Origin of the sequence: Enterococcus sp. CWB-B31, from assembly GCF_020567645.1 — a bacterium.
Lineage (GTDB): Bacteria > Bacillota > Bacilli > Lactobacillales > Enterococcaceae > Enterococcus_L.
On record NZ_JAJDJW010000021.1, the window covers coordinates 22,498 to 43,961 of the forward strand.

The window sequence follows — 21,464 nt, forward strand, 5'->3', positions numbered from 1 at the left end:
ACAATCCTTTAAAATAAAGTCGTCAAAAACTACTTTAAAGGAGAATGGCACGATGTCCTATTCAGATTCTATCAAAGATATGCTCGATATTCTAGACTTAAATCTTCATTTCGAAGAAAATTGTTTTTCTAAAGAAATAATCAAGGAACAGGTGTATATAATTTTTTCTGGTGTCCTTGATGACACCCCTCGCAATTGTCCGCATTGCTTATGTTCTGTGGCTTCTGCGATTATCCGCTGGGGATTTACATCAAAACCTGCACTCATTCTAATGAACGAAGTGTCCGAGTTTCAAACGTATTTTCGCTTGAAGAAACGTCGTTTCTTCTGTTCGAATTGTTCACGTACGTTTGTGGCTCAAACAACTGTCGTAGAAAAAGGCTGTAAGATTGCTAGGAAAGTGAAATTATCTATTGCCCAACGATTAACACAAGTAACGGGAATGACAGAGATTGCGCGACAGAAAAATGTCTCGCTTTCTTCAGTTTATCGCGTAATGAAACAATTCTATGAACCGAAAAAGATGGGGCAGCTCACCTTGCCGAATGTATTTAAATCAGTGAAACAAGTCTCTGGGGCAATGAGCTTCCTTGAAAACAGACAGCTGACTCATTTAGAAAGGTACTTTACTCGTTGCCCTTTGGCAGAACGGCAAAAAGTGACCTTCGTTGTCTGTGATATGTATACGCCTTATTTTTCTTTAGTGAAAAAGATGTTTCCAAATGCACAGATCATTCTGGACCGTTTTCATCTCGTTCAGCTCATCAGCCGAAGTTTCTGACTCATCGTATTCAGCGAATGAACACATTTGATCGCCGTGTTTATGCAGAACGAAGAAAGTACAACCACGTAAAGAAGTATTGGAAACTGCTACAAAAGAATCAAACAAAACTGAATGGTCAGAAACGCATTTCAAACTGAGCAAAAAAGCCTAGAGAAAATTTCTCTCTAGACTCGACTCTATTTCTCTGGATTTTTTTTGCTAACATTCGTTGACAAAGAGCCATTTTTTAATCCTATTCACACACAAAATATATTTTTTACAATTCTATTCTGTGCTTTCAGAATTCTGATATTTCGTTCACGGATCATGCCAAAATTCAGATTGCTTTCAAGGCAAAGTCCTGTGTATCAAGCGAAAGATTTACATTATAATATGGATCTCCAGATTCCAAAATATCCGCCCATTTTTCCTGAAACACAGCAATCTCATTTTGGAAACGTGCGACTTTTTCAGGCGTATCCTCAAGTCCTCTCGACTTGGATTCATAATGATATAATTCCGCATGAGGATTATATACAATCAGTTTACCAAGCGATCGGATCTTAAGACAAAAATCAATATCATTAAATGCCACAGCCAGTTTTTCTGAAAAGCCACCTACCTGTTCAAAGTCATTTCTGTTGACCATCATACAGGCTGCCGTAACAGCACTGCAGTTCTGAGTAACAATAATTCGATGAAAATATCCCGTATCTCCCGGTACATGATTGGCAAAGGAATGGGCTGCAACACCGCCAAGCCCCACGACAACACCTGCATGTTGAATCGTTCCGTCAGGATAATATAGTCGTGAACCAACAATTCCCACATCTTCACGCATTGCATAATTCAACAGCTCTTCAATGGTTTCCGGATTAATAATTTCAACATCATTATTCATAAATAAGAAGTAATCCCCAGTAGCGAAGGATGCACCATAATTGTTAATGGCAGAATAATTGAAAGAACCTTCATAAGTAACTACTTTTACACGAGGGTTATGTTTTTTTAACTGTTCATAATAACTGAATGTTGCATCTTCCGTACTGTTATTTTCTATAATGATGTACTCCAGATTCTTATACGTACTCTTTTCATCAATTGAATCAATACATAATCGCAAATCATCCACATGATCTTTATTTGGAATGATGATGGAAATCAACGGGTCATGATCTCTTATTAACCGTGTACGGTATAATCCAAAATATTCTCCATCTTCTACAGTGGCTGCAATTCCCATACGATTATAATGTTCTTGTACAGCCAGTTTGCCTGCATCAATCGCATAGCGCTTACTTTCAGGATTTTCAGAGGTAGAATCCTCAGAAATCCTCCAATGGTACAATATCTTTGGGATGTGATAAATATGAGCGGTTTTTTCTACGCATCTAAGAATAAAATCATGATCCTGAGCTCCGTCAAATTCTGAACGGAGAAGACCGACTTTATCAATAATGCTTCTTTTTACAACTAAAAAATGACAAATATAGTTCACTGAGCAGAGCAAATCAATACTGAAGTCCGGCTTGAAGTGAGGTTGCACATACAGACCTTCATCATTTACTTTATCTTCATCTGAATAAATAACTTCTGCATCAGGAGCGTTGTTAATCAACAATACATTTTCAAAAAGTGCATTTGGTGTCAACACATCATCATGATCTGCAAAAGCAATATAGTTCCCTGTTGCTATTTTAATCGCTTCATTGGTATTTTCAGAGATGTGAAGCTGTCTTTCATTATGAACTACTTTAATTCGTTCATCACTTTTTTCAAATACCTCCAACATAGCTCTGATCGGCGAATTTTCACCACTTCCATCGGACAGACACAATTCCCAATTGTCATAGGTTTGAGCTCTAATTGAATCAATCAGCTGATTGAGATAAAACTCTGATGTTCTATATAAAGGAATGACGATACTGATTAATGGGCGTGTGTTAAACTTGTTCGCTTTTTGGCGACTCAGTTCTTGCTCATTTGGCAGGTGTCTTTGTATCCATTCCTGATAATTGACAACTTTCGGAACATCTGAACCAACTTTATGCTTAAATTTTCTGATAACAGCTTTAAAGAATCGACCAAAGCCTTCCGTTCGCAGTACCTTAATTGCTTTTTTCATCAATTCCTGCATTTTTTTCCTCTGATAATAGGTCTTAGTTAGATAAATCATTTCATTTACCTGAGATGTCTCCATTTGAAAAATCAGACGGACCTTTTTACTGCTTCCATAATGAAAGCGAATGATAAAGCCATTGTTATCACTGACATCATATTCCGAGTAAATAGACAAAACATCTCTGCGTTTCACCCATTCGATCTCATACAGAATTGGCTTATTCTTTTCATCCACCAAAAGAATTTCTACAGGACGGCTTGATACAACCCATCCTTCAATTTCACATGTTTTCTTTTCGAAATCAACGGCTTTTTTATCATAACAAACTTTTATTGGCTCTTTCTTTTCTAAAATAGAAGAAATACTCATTTCATAGCGTAGTATCTCTTTTCCTTTATCGCCGCTATAAATCTTTAAGCTATGATAGTTTTCCAATGCTTCTGGAAAAGCAACAACAATTTTTACAAATTGACCAATTGTATCTTTCTGAAATTCATTTGATTTTTCAAATGTATATTCCAGCAGTTCGTCATCTAGTTTTATACTGATTGTCTGATCTGCTTCCAACCAGGCATCTATAATGTACTTAGAACTATCCTTTAGATGGAAACGATCATTTCTTATCCAAAAACTATTATCCACGATTTCTTTCTCCTCATTTCACAAATAATCCCTGTATCACTATTTACTAAATATTTTCCGGTATCGCTCATAAGCTTTCCAAATCTTTGTATTTTCCATATTTGAAATAAGTTGTAATTGATAGTTAATTTTATCTGCATTTTCTTGAAGCTGCTGTTGCTGCCGCTCTATTTCTGCTTTAAACTGAAGCTGTTCCGCCTGCAAATCCAACGCTATTTCTTCAAATACATTTTTCCCATTCAAAATAGGAACAATTACTTCACGCTCTTCTACACTTATAAGTTTGATTTTATAGCTTATTGTAAGATGTTTTTTCTCTTTTAAGCCACCTAAAATAATCTGCGGATCCTCTTCAAGGAATGTAAGCTGATGTTCACTTATAAAAATTCCATTTGTAGCAAAGACAGGAACTTCCTGTCCCAGTTCATCCTTAATTTCCAGTTCTGTTAAACTGCACGTAAGCTCGTGTGGGTCCAGTCTCAGGAAATCTATTTCAGGAGCCACTTCCACTTCCAGTTCAACTTTTTGGTCTATATTACAAAATAAAATAGTAGAATTCTCTTCATAAAAGTCATAAACCTCACTGAAAAATAACTGAATCGGTGTTTCTCTACGCATTTTTTCTTCATTAAACAATCGCTTGAGATCAATACCGCCAGGAGAAATTGCTTCATGCAGTTCCCTAATAGGAACTATTGTTTCCTCCTGATTTTCATCGCTAAGTAAAAATTTCATTTGAAAATGTTTTTCCATTTCCGCATAAACTTCTTGCTCTGCTGCAGAAATGCCTGCCTGTTCAAACAAATCCATACCAGATATCATTTTTTGAAAAGGACTGCTGCTGATGAAATAATGAAGAATACGATAAATAACAAAGCTTGAAGGAATTGGGAAATCAAAGGTCCATTCATAATCAATGATTGTCCACTTTTCCCCAAGGATTACATTATTCAGCACCATATCAATATTCGTTACTTTAGCAGAAAGCGCTTCTTCAATTGACACATCGCCAAATGTATTGACAAACGCTTCTGTTTTAACAAAAGGATGGATCATATCCCCTTTTTTTACTTCGTTGATGTAGGAAAAAAGCAATTCGGAAAACTGCTCCAATTTTCTTTCTCTCAAAAGTTCATTCAGTTCATGCTCCAGAGTAAGCTGTGTGAGAAATTCCAAAGAAACTTTATCTCCAAGATACTCGCAGCGGTTCATCTCGATTTGAGTCTCTTTATAGGTATCGCTCAACTTCTCATACCACTGATAAATATCTTTAATGTGCTGTTCACCTTCTGGATAAAGATTTCGTTTATAGACTGTAAGCTGCTTTGATTCATCAGAAACAATATCAGTGCGAATCGCAAAGCGTCTAGCTCTTTCATTAGAGTACTTACTGAAAATCAACTTTTCCATATTAATGATCTCCTTCCAGTATTGTCAAAAAAGAGTTAGAAAAAAGAGGAAACAGTCCACTTTTTATAATATTGTCATAAGCTTTTGTTTCATCAAACACATTCACTCTCAAACGGTCAAAATTTTGGTTAATCGTCAAATCACCTAACTGAGGAAGGTAGTCGTCAGAATATATATATAAAGGTAGTTTATAATCTGGATAAGGATAGTAAAATGTTGTTTTAGAAAATCCACTTTTCTTAAAAATTTGTTGAAGTTCAGGTTTTGAAAAAGTTGCTGCGATACCACCATTATGATAACCTTCAATACCATCAAACAAAATTCCTGTATGATCTTCAGTACAACCAGCAAAATATTTAAGTCCCAATCTGTTTTCGATCGCAATAACTATTTTCCCTCTGGGCTTCAGATGGTTTTTGATAATTTTTAAAAAATCTACATAGGGATTTTCAGAAGCTATATACTCTTTACCATATTCAAAAACACCGATTAACGTAATCCAGTCATATTTCTCTGTCAACGATTGTTCCACGTCCTGGAAATTCCCCAGTTTTATTTCAATATTCTCTTTTTTTCTGTTTCTTGTTGCATTAATCAAACTTCTCTTTTTAGATAAATCAATACAGTCTACTTTAAGAGCCTTCTCACTTAAGACACCAGTGACAGCTCCACAGCCAGCTCCAATTTCCAGTACATTATCTGTTTTCTCAATAGGAAGCCATTCAACAATATTTTCTCTTAAATGCGACAAATGATATAGTATTGCCCAGTCTTTACTTTCAGCAATTACTTTATTATATTCATCTTCTGGAAAATTTGTAACGATATTCAACAGCCTGTCTTCAATTACACCATCACTGTAAAAATCTTCACCAGGATAATGTGTTTCGTCCAACTTCACTTTTCCAACATATGTATCCACAATAGGACCCCTTTCAACTGTTATTGGATCACTTCAACCTGAACGCTAGAGTCCATATCAAAGAATCCTACTGTATCTTTAGAAGAAATAACCATAATATTACAAACATCATAAAGTCTGTGATACACATCAAATTCACCTTGAGGATAACCCGTACATCCAAGTGAAAGTAAATAATCGCCGCCTTGGATCAGCATTTTTTGAGTAAAGTCTATTTCTAAGAGGGTTCCCTTTTTGCGATCTTTGATTTCCACTTTCTCAAACATGCTGTTAGTTCCAGTAATCTCTGTCCCTCTTAAGTCTTTAATGGTGAAGGCATAGATCGCATCTTCTAAATCCATATTAAATTTGATTTTCATTTTAATTGTGAACTCGCTGAATTTTTCTATGGTATTCGTAGGAATTCCCTTTGAATCAATGATTGTAAAATCAACGATCTCAGCCATTTTATTACCATATTCCAATACATTTGGATTTAGAACGAATGGCTTCTTCCATGTATCGATCTCAGCTATTTCAATATCTTCCAGTTCATTGGCTCCTTCAGGGGCATCATAAGCCTGAACCCCTTCTTGTTTTACAAGAACCTTTTTGAACAGATCCACCATTTTTTTAGGACTACCCTCATCAAGTTTTTTCCCATTGTTTAAAAGAACAACCCGGTCACAATACTTTGAAATACTCCCCAGATCATGGCTGACAAGCAAAATAGTCTTACCATTTTCCTTGAATTCCTCAAATTTCTTATAGCATTTCGCCTGAAAGAAAACATCTCCCACAGACAACGCTTCATCAACAATCAGGATTTCTGGTTCAATATTTATTGCAACAGCAAAAGCCAGTCGGACAAACATCCCGCTGGAATACGATTTTACCGGTTGGTAAATATACTCACCTATGTCTGCAAAATCCAAAATTGCGTCTAGTTTTTCATCAATCTCTTCTCTGCTGAATCCGATCATTGTTCCATTTAAATAGACATTTTCCAGACCAGAATATTCTGGATTAAAACCCGCACCCAATTCAAGAAGCGCAGAAATTCTACCGTTTACTTTTACATTTCCACTAGTAGGATTTAAAACACCTGTAATAATTTTTAAGCAGGTTGACTTTCCTGATCCATTGGTTCCGATAATGCCAATCGTTTCACCTTTTTTCACGTCAAAACTGACATCATTCAAAGCATAATGCTCAGTAGAATGAACCTTCATACCCAGGGCTTCTTTTAAGCGATCAAACGGCTTATCATACAAACGATACACCTTGTTTAAATTCTCTATAGTAATTACACTTTCTGACATGACGATCTCCTTCTACAATACATCCGCAAAATGGATTTTTAATTTTTTGAACAAGAAAATTCCAAAGACAAACAGAACAATCGTTATTGCCCAAAAATAAAGTGTCAGGCTAGGATATTCCCAAAAACCAATTTTATCAATCAGCGTTGTTCGATATCCGTTCACAACATAGTACATAGGATTCAGTTTCAACAAAGAAGCGATGGTACTGTCTTCAGCTAAACCCATATCTGGAAATGCCCACATAATCGGTGTCATCCAGATCCCTACCTGCAACACGATGCTAATGATTTGAGTTAAGTCTCTAAAAAAGACAACCAGCGAACTGGTAATATAGGATACTGCTAACACGAAACAAAAAATGCAGAAACTGTAGTAAATAACTTGAAAATAGTATATGTCTGGTGTCATACCATAAAAGATATACAACAATAGAACAAACATCAGGAAAAATATATGAATAAAGAAAGCAGACAAAATTTTAACCATTGGTAAAATACTAATCTTGAATACAACCTTTTTAACTAGATAGTTATACTCAAGAAACGTGCTGGTTCCTGAAACTAGACCATCCTGTAGAAAAAACCAAGGTACTAATCCTGTCACTAACCATAAAACATACGGTGCTCCACGATCTGCTCCATTTTGAAAAATATTTCCAAAAACAAACCAATAAACAAAAATCGTAATGATTGGTTGAACGAAAGCCCAGATAATGCCCAGATAAGAACCGGCGTATTTTGTTTTAAAGTCATTTTTGGCTAGCGTAAAAATTAATTTTCTGTTTTGGTATAATTCGGTTGGTAAACTCAGTAAATTTTTCAACATAAAATCATTCAATCTCCTACACTGGATTCTTTTAATTTCTTCCATTAAAACATCAATGAATTATATCATTTATTTTGAAAGCAGGCAATTCTGTCAAAAATATGTGAACAATACTTTAACAATTCCTTCTGACAAAAATATAAACTGCGGCTGCAGTTAAAAGTTGCAGAAGCCACAGTTTACATTTGTTATTTTCTATTTTTCAACAGTTACTGTTGTAGCAGCAAAGCCGGTTACTCCATTGTTGGCATAAAGATACGTGTGCACATTATATACCCCAGTATTTCCGCCGTGATTCTTAATATCTACTGTTACTTTATATGAGCCGTCAGACTGCTTGACTCCGTCATACCATTTGATATCAGACTGATTTCTTTTACTCCACACAGGGATTTTTACATTTTTTATGCCCGATTTACTGCCTCCAGTCACCCTGATACTAAATGTCCCTGTTGACTTGTTGAAAGCTGTTTTGGAAACTAAAACAGTCGGTTGAGTTACACTAAATTCTGTGGCAGCAACAAATTTATTCACACCATTCGCAAGCTTTGCATACACATGAAGATTATACTTCCCGCTGTCTTTATGATTGGATATATTAATAGTGGCGGTATACTTGCCATTACTTTGCTTTGTTGCTTTATACCATTTAATATCATCCTGTCCATTTTTTTCACTCCAGACAGGGAAAGTGACTTCTGTTGCCGTACCATAGATGCCCAAATCCATTGTCAGTGTTGCTGTATATGTTGTTTCACTGGCATTTGCAGCAGCACTCACCAAGCCTTTGATAGCCGGAAGAGAAATACTTGCCGGTACCATTGCACCAAAGCCAGTTAGGCTATTATTTGTATATACATAAGCATGTGCTTGATAGATGCTGGAATTATATTGATGATTTCTTGTATCTACTGTTACTTTGTAAGTCCCATTAGATTGCTTCGAAGCATTATACCACTTAATGTCAGATTGATCACTCTTGCTCCATACAGGTACTTTTATTTCTTTTATACCAGAAGGGGCCGAAGCTTCCACAACAACATCAAAGGTCCCTTTATTATTTTGGATATTTTTTGAGAAAACAGAGACAGTTGGACTGCTGACTGTAAACTTATCTGCTGAAGCAAACTTCATCACTCCTGTAGAAACAGTGACATAGGTATGCACATTGTATTGTCCAATGGTCTTATGATTATTGATGTCAATCATAGTAGTAAAAGTCCCGTTGCTTTGTTTCGTTGCTTTGTACCATTTAATGTCATCCTGCCCATTTTTTTCACTCCACACAGCAAAATTTACTTCTTTAGCAGTTCCAGTAATTCCCGGTGAAACAGCTGCAGTTGCTATATAGTTTGTCTCAGTTTTCTTCGCATCAGTAAATGTCACATTCACACTTACTCCTGTGACATCCATTTGTTGAGATAATGCCATCCCTTGGCTCAATCCATTTTTCCCATAAATGTAAGCATGTACTGTATACATTCCTGAATTGTACTGATGGTTTTTAACATCGATGGTTGCTTTATAGGTGCCATCTGCCTGTTTCACTGCATCATACCAGTAAAGATCAGATTGATTTGCTTTACTCCACACCGGCAAACGAACCCTATCAATTCCCGATACACTGTTTCCCGTTACAACAACATCAAAAGTTCCCTGTGTATTGTAATTAGTAATGACAGCGCTCATCGTTACAGGTGTTATCGTGAACTCAGCGGATCCAATAAAAATATTCATAGAAGAGGTTGGGAGCATTTGAACATAGGCATGGATCGTATAATCGCCTGCAGTTTTATGATTGGTAATAGGAATATCTGCAGTCCAGATACCATTGCTGTAGGCAGCCTCATACCAGATAGTATTATCCTGTCCATTTTCATTCGACCAAGTTGGGAAATATACTTTATGAGGTGTATATCCGCCTGCTTCCACTTTGGCACTTGCTTTAAATATCTGTTCTGATCCTGAAACATCTGAGACAGATATGGTCCCCGAAACTGGAATACTAGAATCCCACTTATCACTTTCTCCTGTAAACAGACCTGTATAATCTGTATTTACATCAAAAGGATGGGAAATTCCTGGAAAATAGAAATTGGACGACCATTGCCATGAAGAATAATCGCTGTTCCAGTTCTGAGAAGCAGTCGGCGTGTACGGATATTGCGCTACCCAGATATTTTCTTTTCCAAATATACTGCTACTAAATACACCACCGGCAACATCCAACCAACTTCTTGACAGGTAATAGGCAACTTTACTGTAGCCTGAGTTGTTCAGCTGAGCTTTAAAGGCTTGAGTATTTGCATTGACTGCTGAAGTCCGCATGGATGATTCTTCAATATCAGCCACCATCACAGTATCTTTTGAAAGAGACAATGAATTGGCTTTGTTGACAAAATATTTAGCCTCTGCCTGAGCACCGGCTGTAGATGTATAGTGACTGTAGTGATATACGGATACTTTTAGTCCAGCAGCCTTTGCATTGGCAATTTGTGATTGTGCATATGGATTAAAATAAGTCGTTCCTTCAGTAAGTTTTACAACTACTCCTGTCACCCCGTAATTCTTCATCATCTGGTACTGACTTGTTGTAATTGTTCCATTATGAGAAGAAACATCAATAAAACTTAATTTCGGACGGTTCGATTCGCCCGCATTAACGATGTCAATTGCTGCCAAAGCTGTAGTTGCTCTGCTGGCAACTATCAAATCTGAACGACTAGATGGTGAAGGTTCAGTATAGCCTTCACCGAAAGTATTCACGTCAAAGCTCTGTTCATCTGTTGCCTCTTCAGAATCAATTGTTTCTAAGGCTTCTATTTCAGTTGAAGTGCTGCTCTCTATTGTTTCGAAATCGTTCCTGCTGGAGTTACTTTCTGAACTGATTGTTTCTTGTATCAATGAATTTCCCGTCAGTTGGTTTCCTGTTAAGTTCTCAGTTGTCTGTGTATTGACACTGTTCTCCATTCCTGTGCTACCTTCTGCAGATACCACTATAGTCGGTATTAAACTGGTTACTAACAAATCTCCGCAGACCAATAGAGAAAGAATTAATTTTCTATTCATTGTATTTTATATCCTCCTGCAATAAATTAACCCTTTTCCCAAGTAATAACTTTTCCAATTCATAATTATTGTATCTTAAATTAATAAATCAAACAAATCCTCTTACTCCATCTCATCCAACAAATACCTTAATTTTTTAATTAAATACGTGATTTTTTAAACTATTCGAGAATTTTATAAACTCTATATCCTTCATCAGAAATATACAGATGGTCTGTTCCATCTTTAAATTCAGGAATAAGACTTAGATCATTTTGCGAAAGAATATATTTAACATCCATATTTTTTAATTTCTGAAGAGATAAATTGACTGTAAATACATCTGCCTGCACAAGCTCAAATGATCCATCCGCAGGATTATCTGCACCTACAACATTAATCACGATATGCGCATAACGATTATAAACCTCTTCATATTGTTTCTCCGTATCGATAGTTTCCCACAGCTCAAGATTTGGATAAACATTGGTTGAATTAATGGTCGGCAGTCCAAACATAATTGGAAGATTATTCATTGGGAGTCCCATCCCCTCCACAATCCAAACACCTTCTTCTTCTTTTTGAATCTCTTTCAGCGAATCAGCAATTTTTGACTTTTCAATTGCATCTGTCGACTGTTGTATTGGATTGACAGACAAACCGCTGACCAATACGATCGAACCGATAAAAGCAGCCACCAATTGTGGTTTTCGGTTCCAGCAGATAACTAGGCTGCTCATACCGAAAGCAAGAAAGAAGACAGCCATAACTGCTAAAGGATGATGAAGAAGAATCGGGTACAGTTGTCTATTAATCACAGCCATAACCATTGCATAAAGCCCCGCTGCAAGAAGTCCCCATATCGGTCTGATTTTAAGTTCCATCACCGATAGCACACGCAAAAGTAAAAACGTATTAACTAAACCGAAGCCAAGATATGTCCTTCTAGCTTGTGTCTTGTCCAAAAATGTAAATTTGGCAATGATTTCTGGATACCCTACACTCATCCAGATGAAGAAAAAGACACTTAACGCAATCAGAATGATCATCAGCGAATCTTTCTTTTTCGTTTTAAACATGTAAAATAGGCTTAGAATAATCCCTAATGGAAACATATCCAGAAAAACAGCCATTTCCGAAGTATTATGGATATCTAAATATTTTCTAAATGGGAAAAAGATATTAGAAAAAGCACCCACAAGATTTTCAAGTTCAGAGCCGCCACCAACTTCTACTCTAGATCCTGGATAAACTGTATTCATTACAGAATTAATAGTATCGATAGATGCACTGAAAATATAACCGATTACAGCAGCAAACACCACTGTCATCCAAACTATATTAAAAATATCTATTTTTTTTAATGTTAATGTTGACCAGTTTTCAATGAATATCCATAGAATAAACCCTAAAATGACATAGGCAACCGGAATCATCCATGATGGATAAAACGTAAGAATGAAGTTGCCGGCACAAAGTAGTATTAAAACAAAATACAGTGCCCTTTTTTTACTGCTGTCTGTTTTAATATACTTATCCAAAAGCAGTATTGACAGCTGTGTGGCTATCAGCATTTCCACTAGTCCGTTGATGGCAAACCACCATTGAACAATTGGGGAAAATGTAATCAAGATACTTCCAAGAAGAGCATACGGTTTATTGCCTTTAGTTATTAATTTGACAAATTCATATGTAACCAAAAATAGAACAACCAGTCGGGCATACCAGAAAAATGCCAATCCATATGAAGTGCCCAGTAAAACATAGCCGACACTGAATATTCTGAACAGAAGATTCAAACTGAGCGCCGGCTGACCGTAAACGATCGACACATCAGTTAAAGTTCCTCTGATAATATTACTGACAGCCGAATACCCATTATAATATTGCGACATAGTCATCGGTGTATTTACAGCCCACTCATCAGATCGAATCGGACGAGCAATACCTGCTAAAACTCCATCATTATCCATGTATATGTAATCTTTCCAAGATGCAAGAGAAGAACCGCTCAATTCAAAGATCACTGCGAAAGCAACGACTACAGCGGCAATCCAGTATCGATAGCGGTCAATAGTATTATACAAAACTGTCGGACCAACAATGAAATGTGCAAATAAAAATATAAAAACCAACGTAATCAGTAATGCCAATGTCAATGTCTCTTTAGAAAACAGAATTTTTGGTTTCTCCAATTCCACAGATTCAAGTTCAAATACCTGTCCTGTAGCTGAACCTAAATCAATCCGTAAATCAGTAATATAAGAATTAATTAAAAAATTGAGTTTTGTATTATTTTTATTTGTTATAATTTTTTGTATAGACTGTTCTTCTGAGAACTCTCCGCCATTTGCATAATAAATCTTTATCTCAACAGGCTGATCAACTGTTTTCAGAGAAATCTGTACTTGATTAACATACGCATTTATATCATGATAAACCAAATAGGAATCATCTGTCTGCGAAGTCAAACGGCCGTCCTCTGCTTTAAATCCGATCATTCTCGGCTCTGCTATTTCAATTGCCAGTTCAGGCTTTGTTAAAGAACTGATAATATTTAGAAAACCAATTTGAGTGCCATACGCCAAAAACAGCCCCAATATACTAGAAATGATTCCACAAACAATAAAAGAATATAATTTTTTTTTCATCCCAATCTCCTCTACCTTTCCAGCAATATGTGTCGAGAAACAAAATTAAAGATCATCGTCACAGTAGTCGCAAGGAACTTGGCCAGCATATAGTAAATACCCAGCCATTCAATTCCCACATACATCATTGCCTGATTGATCATCCAGCCGATTACGGCTGTTACAAAAAAGATAACTACCTGTTTTTGAACGGAAAGTCCTTCTTTAGCTACAAAAACATATTTCATACTCGCCACGTAATTGAAAATTAGTGCCAGTATAAATGCAATTGTAGCAGCTATGTACACATCAACACCTAATACAGATCTTAAAATAAACAAACTGGCAAAATCAATAACTGTTGCTATAATCCCGACAATACCAAACCCTATGATTTTATTTAGCATAAACTTAGTTATATCCTTTCTAAAACTGCTTTTCAAAAAAACAGTGAACAGCAGGCAGAAAATATATGCCTCCAAAAACAGCTGCATGATTATTTCTGCTTGCCATTCACTTTTAACTGTTGCTAACAAGGTGCCGACCATCCGTTGTTTGCTTTATGCCGCAACCTGCTTTATTTTTTATTTTTATCAACCTGATTGTTTCGCCAGTAAATATCGTGCAGCTCCAGTTCGTAATCTTTCCTTGAATTGTTAACAACTGTATCTAAAATCAGACCAGTAATAAACAACAGCAAGGCAACAAGCATTAGCCCCACTGCCAGAATAGCAGATGGAACTTTACTGATAAAAGAAGTCTGAATAAATTCATTGATTACTGGAATTCCAATGAGAAGACTAATGATAAAAAATATCAGTGCACCTATAGAAAAGAAAAATAAAGGTTTATAATTTTTAAACATATTAATAATTGTCATAATTACTTTGAAACCATCTGAAATAGTATTCAGCTTTGATTCGCTGCCTTCCGGACGATCTCTGTAAATGATGGGAATTTCCTTTAACCTGAAGCGTTTATCCAATGTGTGAATACTCAGTTCCGTTTCAATTTGGAAGCCGTTACTCATTACAGGGTAACTTTGAACAAAATACTTGTTGAATCCGCGATACCCAGTCATGATATCCTTGATATCACTACCGTACAATAGATTAATAGAGTTCTTTACCAAATTATTTCCCAGATTATGCATTGGACGTTTGTTCTCATTTGTATACGTTCCATTGGAAAGTCGGTCTCCAATGACCATGTCAGCCTCACCGTTTATCAGCGTTTCAAGTAAACTGTGGCAGGCATCTGCCGGGTAAGTATCATCCCCGTCAACCATCAGATAATAATCCGCCTCAATCTCAAAGAACATTTGTCTCACAACATGTCCTTTCCCTTGTCGTGGTTCTTTTCTGACAATCGCGCCGGCTTCTCTGGCAATTTGATTTGTATTGTCAGTTGAATTATTATCATAAACATAAATATCTGCATCTGGTAATTCTTTACGAAAATCTTCAATGACTTTTTTGATTGTCAATTCTTCATTGTAACAAGGGATCAAAACTGCAACTTTCATAATACTCTCCTTCATTTTATTCTACAGGTATTCATAGAACTTATTCATTTAAATAAATCTTTTTTTATATTTCGGTTATTTAATACTTTCCAGCATTTGTGCCAATGCCTGCTGCCAAGTTGGAATCTCAAAGCCCAATGCTTCAGTCTTTCTTAAATCCATTACAGAGTACTGCGGACGTTTTGCCTTTTGCGGAAATTGCGTTGAATCCACAGGCAGCACTTCAACATCCGTGTCTTTCAAGATTTCTTTTGCAAACTCATACCAGCTGCAGCTGTTCTCATTTGATAGATGATAAACACCGTAATCTGCTTTTTCTTGAATAACAAACAGCATAAACTCAGCTAGTGTCCGGGTCCATGTAGGACGTCCGAACTGATCATCTACAACAGTCAGCTGATCTCTGGTTTCCGCCAGCTTTTGCATGGTAAAAACGAAATTATGACCATACTTTCCAAAGACCCAGGAAGTCCTTATGATATAATACTTGCTCATTGTTTCCTGAACAATTTGTTCGCCCAACAATTTCGTACGTCCATATTCATTTTGAGGATTTGTCTGATCATCAGTCTGATAGAGCCCGTCTTTTTTAGTACCGTCAAATACATAATCTGTACTGATATAGACTAAAACTGCACCAACAGCTTCCGCTGCTTCGGCCACGTTTTTAGTCCCGTCAACGTTGATCTTTTCATCAAGCTCTTTGCCTTCATCTTCCGCTTTGTCTACCGCAGTATAGGCAGCACAATGATAAATCAATTCAGGTTTAACTTCAGAAATAAACGCTTTTGTTTCTTCCAGATTGGTAATATCCATTTCCCCAGCATCTGTTGAAATATATTCCAAACCCTGCTCATCAAGTAAATGGCGTAGTTCCGTTCCCAGCTGTCCATTTCCACCAGTAATTAAGATCATTTTATTTTCTCCTCTGCTTGTCATTGTTTGTTACGGAAACCTTTCTCCGGTAATAGCAATAATTTTTCTTGTTTGAAAAAATATTGTCGAAAAAACTGGTCCCCATTACCAATACTACCCTCTATCATTAGAACACATGATAAAGGGCACCTATAATCCTGACTCTTATTAAATAAACATGTCAAGTACTACTGACCGTTCTTAGCATAGTTTGACTCAACTGCTTCTTTTTCAGCCAGCCACCAGGTTTCATTTTCAGAATACCATTTAATTGTGTCGGCTAATCCATCCCGGAAATTAGTGAACTCAGGTTCCCAGCCCAATTCTTCACGAAGCTTGGCAGAATCAATCGCATATCGTAAATCATGACCAGCGCGATCATTTACATGTTCGTAAGCATCTGTCGGCTGTCCCATCAATTCCAGAATCAGTTCAATAACTGTCTTATTATCTTCCTCGCCATCGGCACCAATCAAATAGGTTTCACCGATTCGTCCTTTTGTCAAAATCGCCCAGACAGCAGAAGAGTGATCATTCGTGTGAATCCAATCTCGAACATTTTTTCCTGCTCCATATAATTTAGGCTTGATTCCGCTTAAGACATTCGTAATCTGACGAGGAATAAACTTCTCGATATGCTGATAAGGTCCGTAGTTGTTTGAACAGTTGGAAATTGTTGCCTGCAGATTAAATGAACGAACCCATGCTTTAACAAGCAGGTCTGACCCTGCTTTTGTTGAAGAATAAGGACTTGATGGGTTGTAAGGTGTTTCATCAGTAAACTTCTCTCCCGGTCCTTCTCCATGTCCCGGTAAATCTTCACGTAATGGAAGATCTCCGTACACTTCGTCTGTTGACACATGGTGATAACGAACATTATTTTTGCGGCATGCCTCGATCAGTGTATAAGTTCCAATAATATTTGTCTGTAAAAATGGATATGGATCGTTCAGAGAATTATCATTGTGAGATTCTGCTGCATAATGAACTACCGCATCTGTTTCTTTAACCAGTTTTTCAACAAGCTCTGCATCTGCTATATCTCCAACAACTAATTCCACTCGATCTGAGGGAAGTCCTGCAAGGTTTTCTCTGTTTCCTGCATAAGTTAGTTTATCCAATACAGTTACATGAACTTCCGGATGGTTATTCACCACGTAGTGAACAAAATTTGACCCAATAAAACCAGCTCCGCCGGTAACTATAATGTTTTTCATCTTCAAGACCTCTCTCAATTTCTAAATTTCACCATAAACAAATGGGTTTTCTGCTTCAAATTCTTTTAAAGTAGGGTGTTGCTGATCCTTTTCAGAAGTAATTGCCTTACTGATATCAATCGGCCAGTCAATCGCCAAATCAGGATCATCAAATGCGATCCCGCCATCTGCTTCTGCACTGTAGTAGTTATCACATTTATACATAAAATTAACATCCGGTGTCAGCGTTACAAATCCATGAGCATAGCCTCTCGGAACCAGCAGCTGACGATAATTATGTTCAGACAAAATATAGCCTTCCCAAGCTCCATAAGTCGGACTGCCTTTACGAATATCCACGATAACGTCTAAAACTGCTCCTGTTACCACTCGAATCAGCTTTGTCTGAGCAGCTTCTCCCTTTTGAAAGTGCAGACCTCTTAAAACGCCTGCTTCGCTGGAAAGCGAATGGTTATCCTGCACAAAATCAAAATTCAGACCATGCTGTGCAAATTTTTCTTTTGAATAGCTTTCTGTAAAAAATCCTCTATGATCACCAAAGACATCCATTTCGATTATTTTGACATCTTTTAATTTTGTTTCAATGACTTTCATTTATTTTCCGTTCCTCCTGCTACACTTCAGCCAGCCTCAGCAAATATTGACCATACCCGTTTTTCTTCAACGGCTGTGCTAATTCAGTCAGTTGCTCTTTTGAAATATAACCCATGCGATAAGCAATTTCTTCCAGACAGGCTACTTTTAGATTTTGACGTTTTTCAATTGTCTCAATAAAGGTTGATGCTTCCAGAAGCGATTCATGCGTTCCAGTATCAAGCCACGCAAAGCCTCTGCCCATCACTTCCACTGATAATTTATTCTTTTCCAGATATACTTTATTTACATCGGTGATTTCCAGTTCGCCGCGCTCTGAAGGCTGAATACCTTTAGCAATCTCCACCACATCATTGTCATAGAAGTACAAGCCCGTAACCGCATAATTTGATTTTGGCTTTTCCGGCTTCTCTTCAATTGAAAGAGCCGTCATCTCTCCATCAAATTCTACTACACCAAAACGTTCAGGATCATTTACGTGATATCCGAAGACAGTTGCTCCGTTTTCCTTTGCTGCTGCTCTCTGCAGCATCTTGGATAACCCGCCGCCATAATAAATATTATCGCCCAAAACCAGACAAACACTGTCATCCCCTATAAAGGATTCTCCGATAATAAACGCTTGTGCCAAGCCGTCAGGACTTTCTTGGACTGCATACTCAATATGGATGCCTAAATCAGAACCATCACCAAATAGGTTTTCAAATCTAGGTGTGTCTTCCGGGGTAGAGATAATCAATATCTCCTTAATCCCTGCCAGCATTAATGTGGACATTGGATAATAAATCATTGGCTTGTCATATATCGGCATTAGTTGTTTGGATGTTGCTTTTGTCAGCGGATATAATCTTGTTCCGCTTCCGCCGGCTAAGATAATTCCTTTCATGGAAAAACTCCTTCATAAATATTTATTGTTGCATTCTTTACATACCATTTTACATTATCTCATTAACCTATAAACTTGTCATGTATTTTCCTTATATTTTACAAAAACGTAATCTGCCTTTCATCTTTTGAAAAACAGCCGCTGAATCAGTAAGTAAATCAAAGTCAGACGCCATGTTATTTTTTGTACAGCACTGGAACTTGTAGCAATTTCACTGACGTTCTCTTCATGTCTGCGATAGTACGTCAGCGGTTCTTTAAGAAAAGCACTGCTGTGGTAATATTCACTGATTAGTCCAATCCACATATCATGCATCGGAACATTATAAGGAATGGGCAAAATTTTCTTTTTTAAGCTTGCACGAAGACACATGCCTGCTCCGATATAGCCGCTTTTCATAAAATTTGTCCAGAATCCCTGCTTTACCTTTCGATAGTCAAAATAGGAAGAAATAATAGGCTTTAATCCTTCATCAACAATTGTTAAGTCACTGACAACAAGCTCTGCTTCAGGATGTTCTGAAAAATAGCCAAGAATTTTATCAACTTTTTCAGGCAGCCAGACATCGTCTTGATCTGCCAAAAAGATAAATTCCCCAGCACTTTGACTAACAGCCCAGTTAAAATTGGCTATAACCCCCTGACGCGGTCCCTCTGTTAAGCGAATTCGTTTATCCTTCTTCACATACTCATTGATAATCGTTATTGTTTCATCTGAAGAACCGTCATCAGAAACAATCACTTCATCCTTTGCTCCTAACTGAGGAAGAATACTGTCTAGTTGTGCTGAAATAAATTTTTGGCCATTATAAGTAGCAATGCATACAGAAATCACTTACTATCCCTCACTAATTTTCGATACTCTTTCCAAGTTCGTCGCCATATCGCTCTATTTTTTACCAGTAAAAACTGCTTAAGTGTTCGTTTAAGCAAATGTTTTGTATGAATGTCCAATTTCTTTTGATCATATTCCCCATAAAACAATGACTCAGCCGAAATAATGGATTCGTATCTTTTTAACGAAACACTGCTATAGTCAAGAACAGAAAGGTCATGTTCGAAAGTTAGAGGAAGAACCTCAATTTTCAAACCTTTTTGATGCAGGGTCCAGAATACCCAATGATCCAAAAAATCCAACGGAAACGATTCATTAAATGCTTCGACAGCCATGAGCCCTTTCTCTGTCAGAACGGTACCGGAATTAATAGCCATCAGCGCCTGATCTGTCACACCTGTTTGTGGAAAAGAACGCTCTCTGCTGATATACGTATCACTGAAAACCGGAGAAATTTGCTGATTCCCTGAGCGAATAAAAGGAACAAATGCCCCTACTGTCTCTATCTCTGTTTCAGGCAGAGCAAGAATTTGTTCGATATCTGCCAAAGCAACGACAGTATCCTGATCCAACAGCATCAGAAGTCTGCCTTTACACTTTTTAAGCCACTCTGCTCCGGCATTGTATGCCTTCGCAAGACCTGAGTTCTCCGCATCATGAATATAGTGTACATTTTTCAAATCAAACAAAGAATCTTTCTGGGCTTGCTCACTGTTATCATAAATAAACAAGTCAACTGTTTCATTTTCTGATACAGCAGTCTGTAAAATGTCATAGCTCGGAGACTCTGCAAGCTTCTTCTGATACAATACAAGTACAATTACCAATCTCGTATCCATCAAAAAAACCTCCAGCCCCATTTATTGAAGAATCTGAACATGGACTGCATAAAAATATTAAATAGTTTCATGTTTTTATGCGCCCCTTTTTCATAAAGGTGGGTAACTGTTTCAAAAGGCGTATAAAGAATCTTATATCCTTTTTGTCCAAAACGCAGACACAGATCATTATCTTCAAAATACATGAAAAATCGTTCATCAAATCCTTGAATCTCATTGTATTTTTCTACATCTATAACCATAAAACACCCAGATCCCATTTTGATGTATGAGGTTTTGTCTTCTGGCAGATCCCGGCATTCATAATAAGCCAGACGCTTATCAAATATTTTTTTCACAAAATGGATAGGAACAAACCGGAGCATGTAGTCAAAAACATCCAATTTCTGACGAACCAAATATTGTATCGTCCCATCATAATTTAATACCTTCGGGCAGATGAGAGCAACCTGTTCATTCTCTCTGATTCGTTGAATCATGCTGTCCATTGCTTGCTTGCTCACAAGAACATCAGGATTGAAAATAATACCATACTGTGCAGCTGCTTCTTTAAAAACCTGATTATGACCGTATCCAAAGCCTCTGTTTTCCTTATGTTGCTGGAGAACAATAAAGGGTTCATACGTTTGCAGCCGTGCTATATAGTCTTTATCGGAATTATTATCAAAAATATGTACTTCATATTCTGAATTATCGCCCAGCTCTGCTCTCAGATTATCCAGGACTTTAAAAATATGTTTGCTGTTATGCGTTACAATCGAAAGTGCGATCTTATTATTCATAATATTAGATAATCCCCTTAATATACGTATTCCCAATATGTTCATAAAAAAACAAACCAGCTTTTAGCCAAATAAGCAAAGATTTATTCCCTGTCCCACATTGCCTTCTGTAAAATTAAGTACGTAATTATACCTTTCATAAATTAAAAAGCATATGATAATTATCATATGCTCCATTCTACCTTGTAAAGTATACCATAGGCTCC

General features: G+C 36.9%; 17 protein-coding genes. 1 reads left to right on the forward strand and 16 read right to left on the reverse strand.

Annotated features, from left to right (window positions below; all coding sequences use genetic code 11):
• Nucleotides 1-52: 52 nt before the first annotated feature.
• Entirely contained in the window at nucleotides 53-781 is a 729-nt protein-coding gene (locus tag LI954_RS14565) for a transposase (protein ID WP_229444811.1), read from the forward strand.
• A 319-nt stretch (nucleotides 782-1,100) separates the two neighbouring features.
• Here LI954_RS14565 and LI954_RS14570 read toward each other — a convergent pair whose 3' ends face one another.
• The 16 genes from LI954_RS14570 to LI954_RS14645 all read right to left on the reverse strand — a co-directional run bounded on the left by LI954_RS14570 (nucleotide 1,101) and on the right by LI954_RS14645 (nucleotide 21,258).
• Complete coding sequence (locus tag LI954_RS14570) at nucleotides 1,101-3,527, reverse strand: glycosyltransferase family 2 protein (RefSeq protein ID WP_229444812.1); 2,427 nt, start codon at nucleotides 3,525-3,527, stop codon at nucleotides 1,101-1,103.
• Between the two features lie 39 nt (nucleotides 3,528-3,566).
• Nucleotides 3,567-4,937 (reverse strand): hypothetical protein, encoded by a 1,371-nt coding sequence (locus LI954_RS14575; RefSeq protein WP_229444813.1) that lies wholly within the window; start codon nucleotides 4,935-4,937, stop codon nucleotides 3,567-3,569.
• A 1-nt stretch (nucleotide 4,938) separates the two neighbouring features.
• Nucleotides 4,939-5,859: a class I SAM-dependent methyltransferase gene (locus LI954_RS14580; protein WP_229444814.1), complete on the reverse strand. Its 921-nt coding sequence runs from the start codon at nucleotides 5,857-5,859 to the stop codon at nucleotides 4,939-4,941.
• Between the two features lie 20 nt (nucleotides 5,860-5,879).
• Entirely contained in the window at nucleotides 5,880-7,160 is a 1,281-nt protein-coding gene (locus LI954_RS14585; RefSeq protein ID WP_229444815.1) for an ABC transporter ATP-binding protein, read from the reverse strand.
• A 12-nt stretch (nucleotides 7,161-7,172) separates the two neighbouring features.
• The gene (locus LI954_RS14590) at nucleotides 7,173-7,988 is read right to left on the reverse strand and encodes an ABC transporter permease (RefSeq protein ID WP_229444816.1); all 816 of its coding nucleotides are present in this window, start codon (nucleotides 7,986-7,988) and stop codon (nucleotides 7,173-7,175) included.
• A 195-nt stretch (nucleotides 7,989-8,183) separates the two neighbouring features.
• The gene (locus tag LI954_RS14595; protein WP_229444817.1) at nucleotides 8,184-11,057 is read right to left on the reverse strand and encodes a GBS Bsp-like repeat-containing protein; all 2,874 of its coding nucleotides are present in this window, start codon (nucleotides 11,055-11,057) and stop codon (nucleotides 8,184-8,186) included.
• Between the two features lie 161 nt (nucleotides 11,058-11,218).
• Nucleotides 11,219-13,687, reverse strand: coding sequence for a YfhO family protein (locus LI954_RS14600; RefSeq protein ID WP_229444818.1), 2,469 nt, complete (start codon nucleotides 13,685-13,687; stop codon nucleotides 11,219-11,221).
• Nucleotides 13,688-13,698: 11 nt separating this feature from the next.
• The gene (locus tag LI954_RS14605) at nucleotides 13,699-14,202 is read right to left on the reverse strand and encodes a GtrA family protein (RefSeq protein ID WP_229442660.1); all 504 of its coding nucleotides are present in this window, start codon (nucleotides 14,200-14,202) and stop codon (nucleotides 13,699-13,701) included.
• A 41-nt stretch (nucleotides 14,203-14,243) separates the two neighbouring features.
• Nucleotides 14,244-15,191: a glycosyltransferase family 2 protein gene (locus LI954_RS14610; protein WP_420705990.1), complete on the reverse strand. Its 948-nt coding sequence runs from the start codon at nucleotides 15,189-15,191 to the stop codon at nucleotides 14,244-14,246.
• 75 nt (nucleotides 15,192-15,266) lie between these two features.
• Nucleotides 15,267-16,106: a dTDP-4-dehydrorhamnose reductase gene (gene rfbD, locus LI954_RS14615; protein WP_229444820.1), complete on the reverse strand. Its 840-nt coding sequence runs from the start codon at nucleotides 16,104-16,106 to the stop codon at nucleotides 15,267-15,269.
• A gap of 188 nt (nucleotides 16,107-16,294) precedes the next feature.
• Complete coding sequence (gene rfbB, locus LI954_RS14620; protein ID WP_229444821.1) at nucleotides 16,295-17,323, reverse strand: dTDP-glucose 4,6-dehydratase; 1,029 nt, start codon at nucleotides 17,321-17,323, stop codon at nucleotides 16,295-16,297.
• 21 nt (nucleotides 17,324-17,344) lie between these two features.
• Entirely contained in the window at nucleotides 17,345-17,917 is a 573-nt protein-coding gene (gene rfbC / locus LI954_RS14625; protein ID WP_229442655.1) for a dTDP-4-dehydrorhamnose 3,5-epimerase, read from the reverse strand.
• Between the two features lie 19 nt (nucleotides 17,918-17,936).
• Nucleotides 17,937-18,803, reverse strand: coding sequence for a glucose-1-phosphate thymidylyltransferase RfbA (gene rfbA, locus LI954_RS14630; RefSeq protein WP_202068949.1), 867 nt, complete (start codon nucleotides 18,801-18,803; stop codon nucleotides 17,937-17,939).
• A gap of 120 nt (nucleotides 18,804-18,923) precedes the next feature.
• The gene (locus tag LI954_RS14635; protein WP_202068951.1) at nucleotides 18,924-19,637 is read right to left on the reverse strand and encodes a glycosyltransferase family 2 protein; all 714 of its coding nucleotides are present in this window, start codon (nucleotides 19,635-19,637) and stop codon (nucleotides 18,924-18,926) included.
• Entirely contained in the window at nucleotides 19,634-20,476 is an 843-nt protein-coding gene (locus LI954_RS14640; protein WP_229442653.1) for a glycosyltransferase, read from the reverse strand. Before LI954_RS14640 ends, LI954_RS14635 begins: the two co-directional genes overlap by 4 nt.
• A complete protein-coding gene (locus LI954_RS14645) occupies nucleotides 20,476-21,258 on the reverse strand; it encodes a glycosyltransferase family 2 protein (protein WP_202068955.1) in 783 nt (260 codons plus the stop codon). The genes LI954_RS14640 and LI954_RS14645 overlap by 1 nt, the downstream gene beginning before the upstream one ends.
• Nucleotides 21,259-21,464: the final 206 nt, after the last annotated feature.

Excerpts from the sequence above, each read along its gene's own strand:
- LI954_RS14565 (WP_229444811.1), top strand. The coding sequence starts at position 53 with ATGTCCTATTCAGATTCTATCAAAGATATGCTCGATATTCTAGACTTA.
- LI954_RS14575 (WP_229444813.1), bottom strand. The coding sequence starts at position 4,937 with ATGGAAAAGTTGATTTTCAGTAAGTACTCTAATGAAAGAGCTAGACGC.
- LI954_RS14585 (WP_229444815.1), bottom strand. The coding sequence starts at position 7,160 with ATGTCAGAAAGTGTAATTACTATAGAGAATTTAAACAAGGTGTATCGT.
- LI954_RS14590 (WP_229444816.1), bottom strand. The coding sequence starts at position 7,988 with ATGTTGAAAAATTTACTGAGTTTACCAACCGAATTATACCAAAACAGA.
- LI954_RS14595 (WP_229444817.1), bottom strand. The coding sequence starts at position 11,057 with ATGAATAGAAAATTAATTCTTTCTCTATTGGTCTGCGGAGATTTGTTA.
- LI954_RS14600 (WP_229444818.1), bottom strand. The coding sequence starts at position 13,687 with ATGAAAAAAAAATTATATTCTTTTATTGTTTGTGGAATCATTTCTAGT.
- LI954_RS14610 (WP_420705990.1), bottom strand. The coding sequence starts at position 15,191 with ATGAAAGTTGCAGTTTTGATCCCTTGTTACAATGAAGAATTGACAATC.
- rfbD (WP_229444820.1), bottom strand. The coding sequence starts at position 16,106 with ATGATCTTAATTACTGGTGGAAATGGACAGCTGGGAACGGAACTACGC.
- rfbB (WP_229444821.1), bottom strand. The coding sequence starts at position 17,323 with ATGAAAAACATTATAGTTACCGGCGGAGCTGGTTTTATTGGGTCAAAT.
- rfbC (WP_229442655.1), bottom strand. The coding sequence starts at position 17,917 with ATGAAAGTCATTGAAACAAAATTAAAAGATGTCAAAATAATCGAAATG.
- rfbA (WP_202068949.1), bottom strand. The coding sequence starts at position 18,803 with ATGAAAGGAATTATCTTAGCCGGCGGAAGCGGAACAAGATTATATCCG.
- LI954_RS14640 (WP_229442653.1), bottom strand. The coding sequence starts at position 20,476 with ATGGATACGAGATTGGTAATTGTACTTGTATTGTATCAGAAGAAGCTT.
- LI954_RS14645 (WP_202068955.1), bottom strand. The coding sequence starts at position 21,258 with ATGAATAATAAGATCGCACTTTCGATTGTAACGCATAACAGCAAACAT.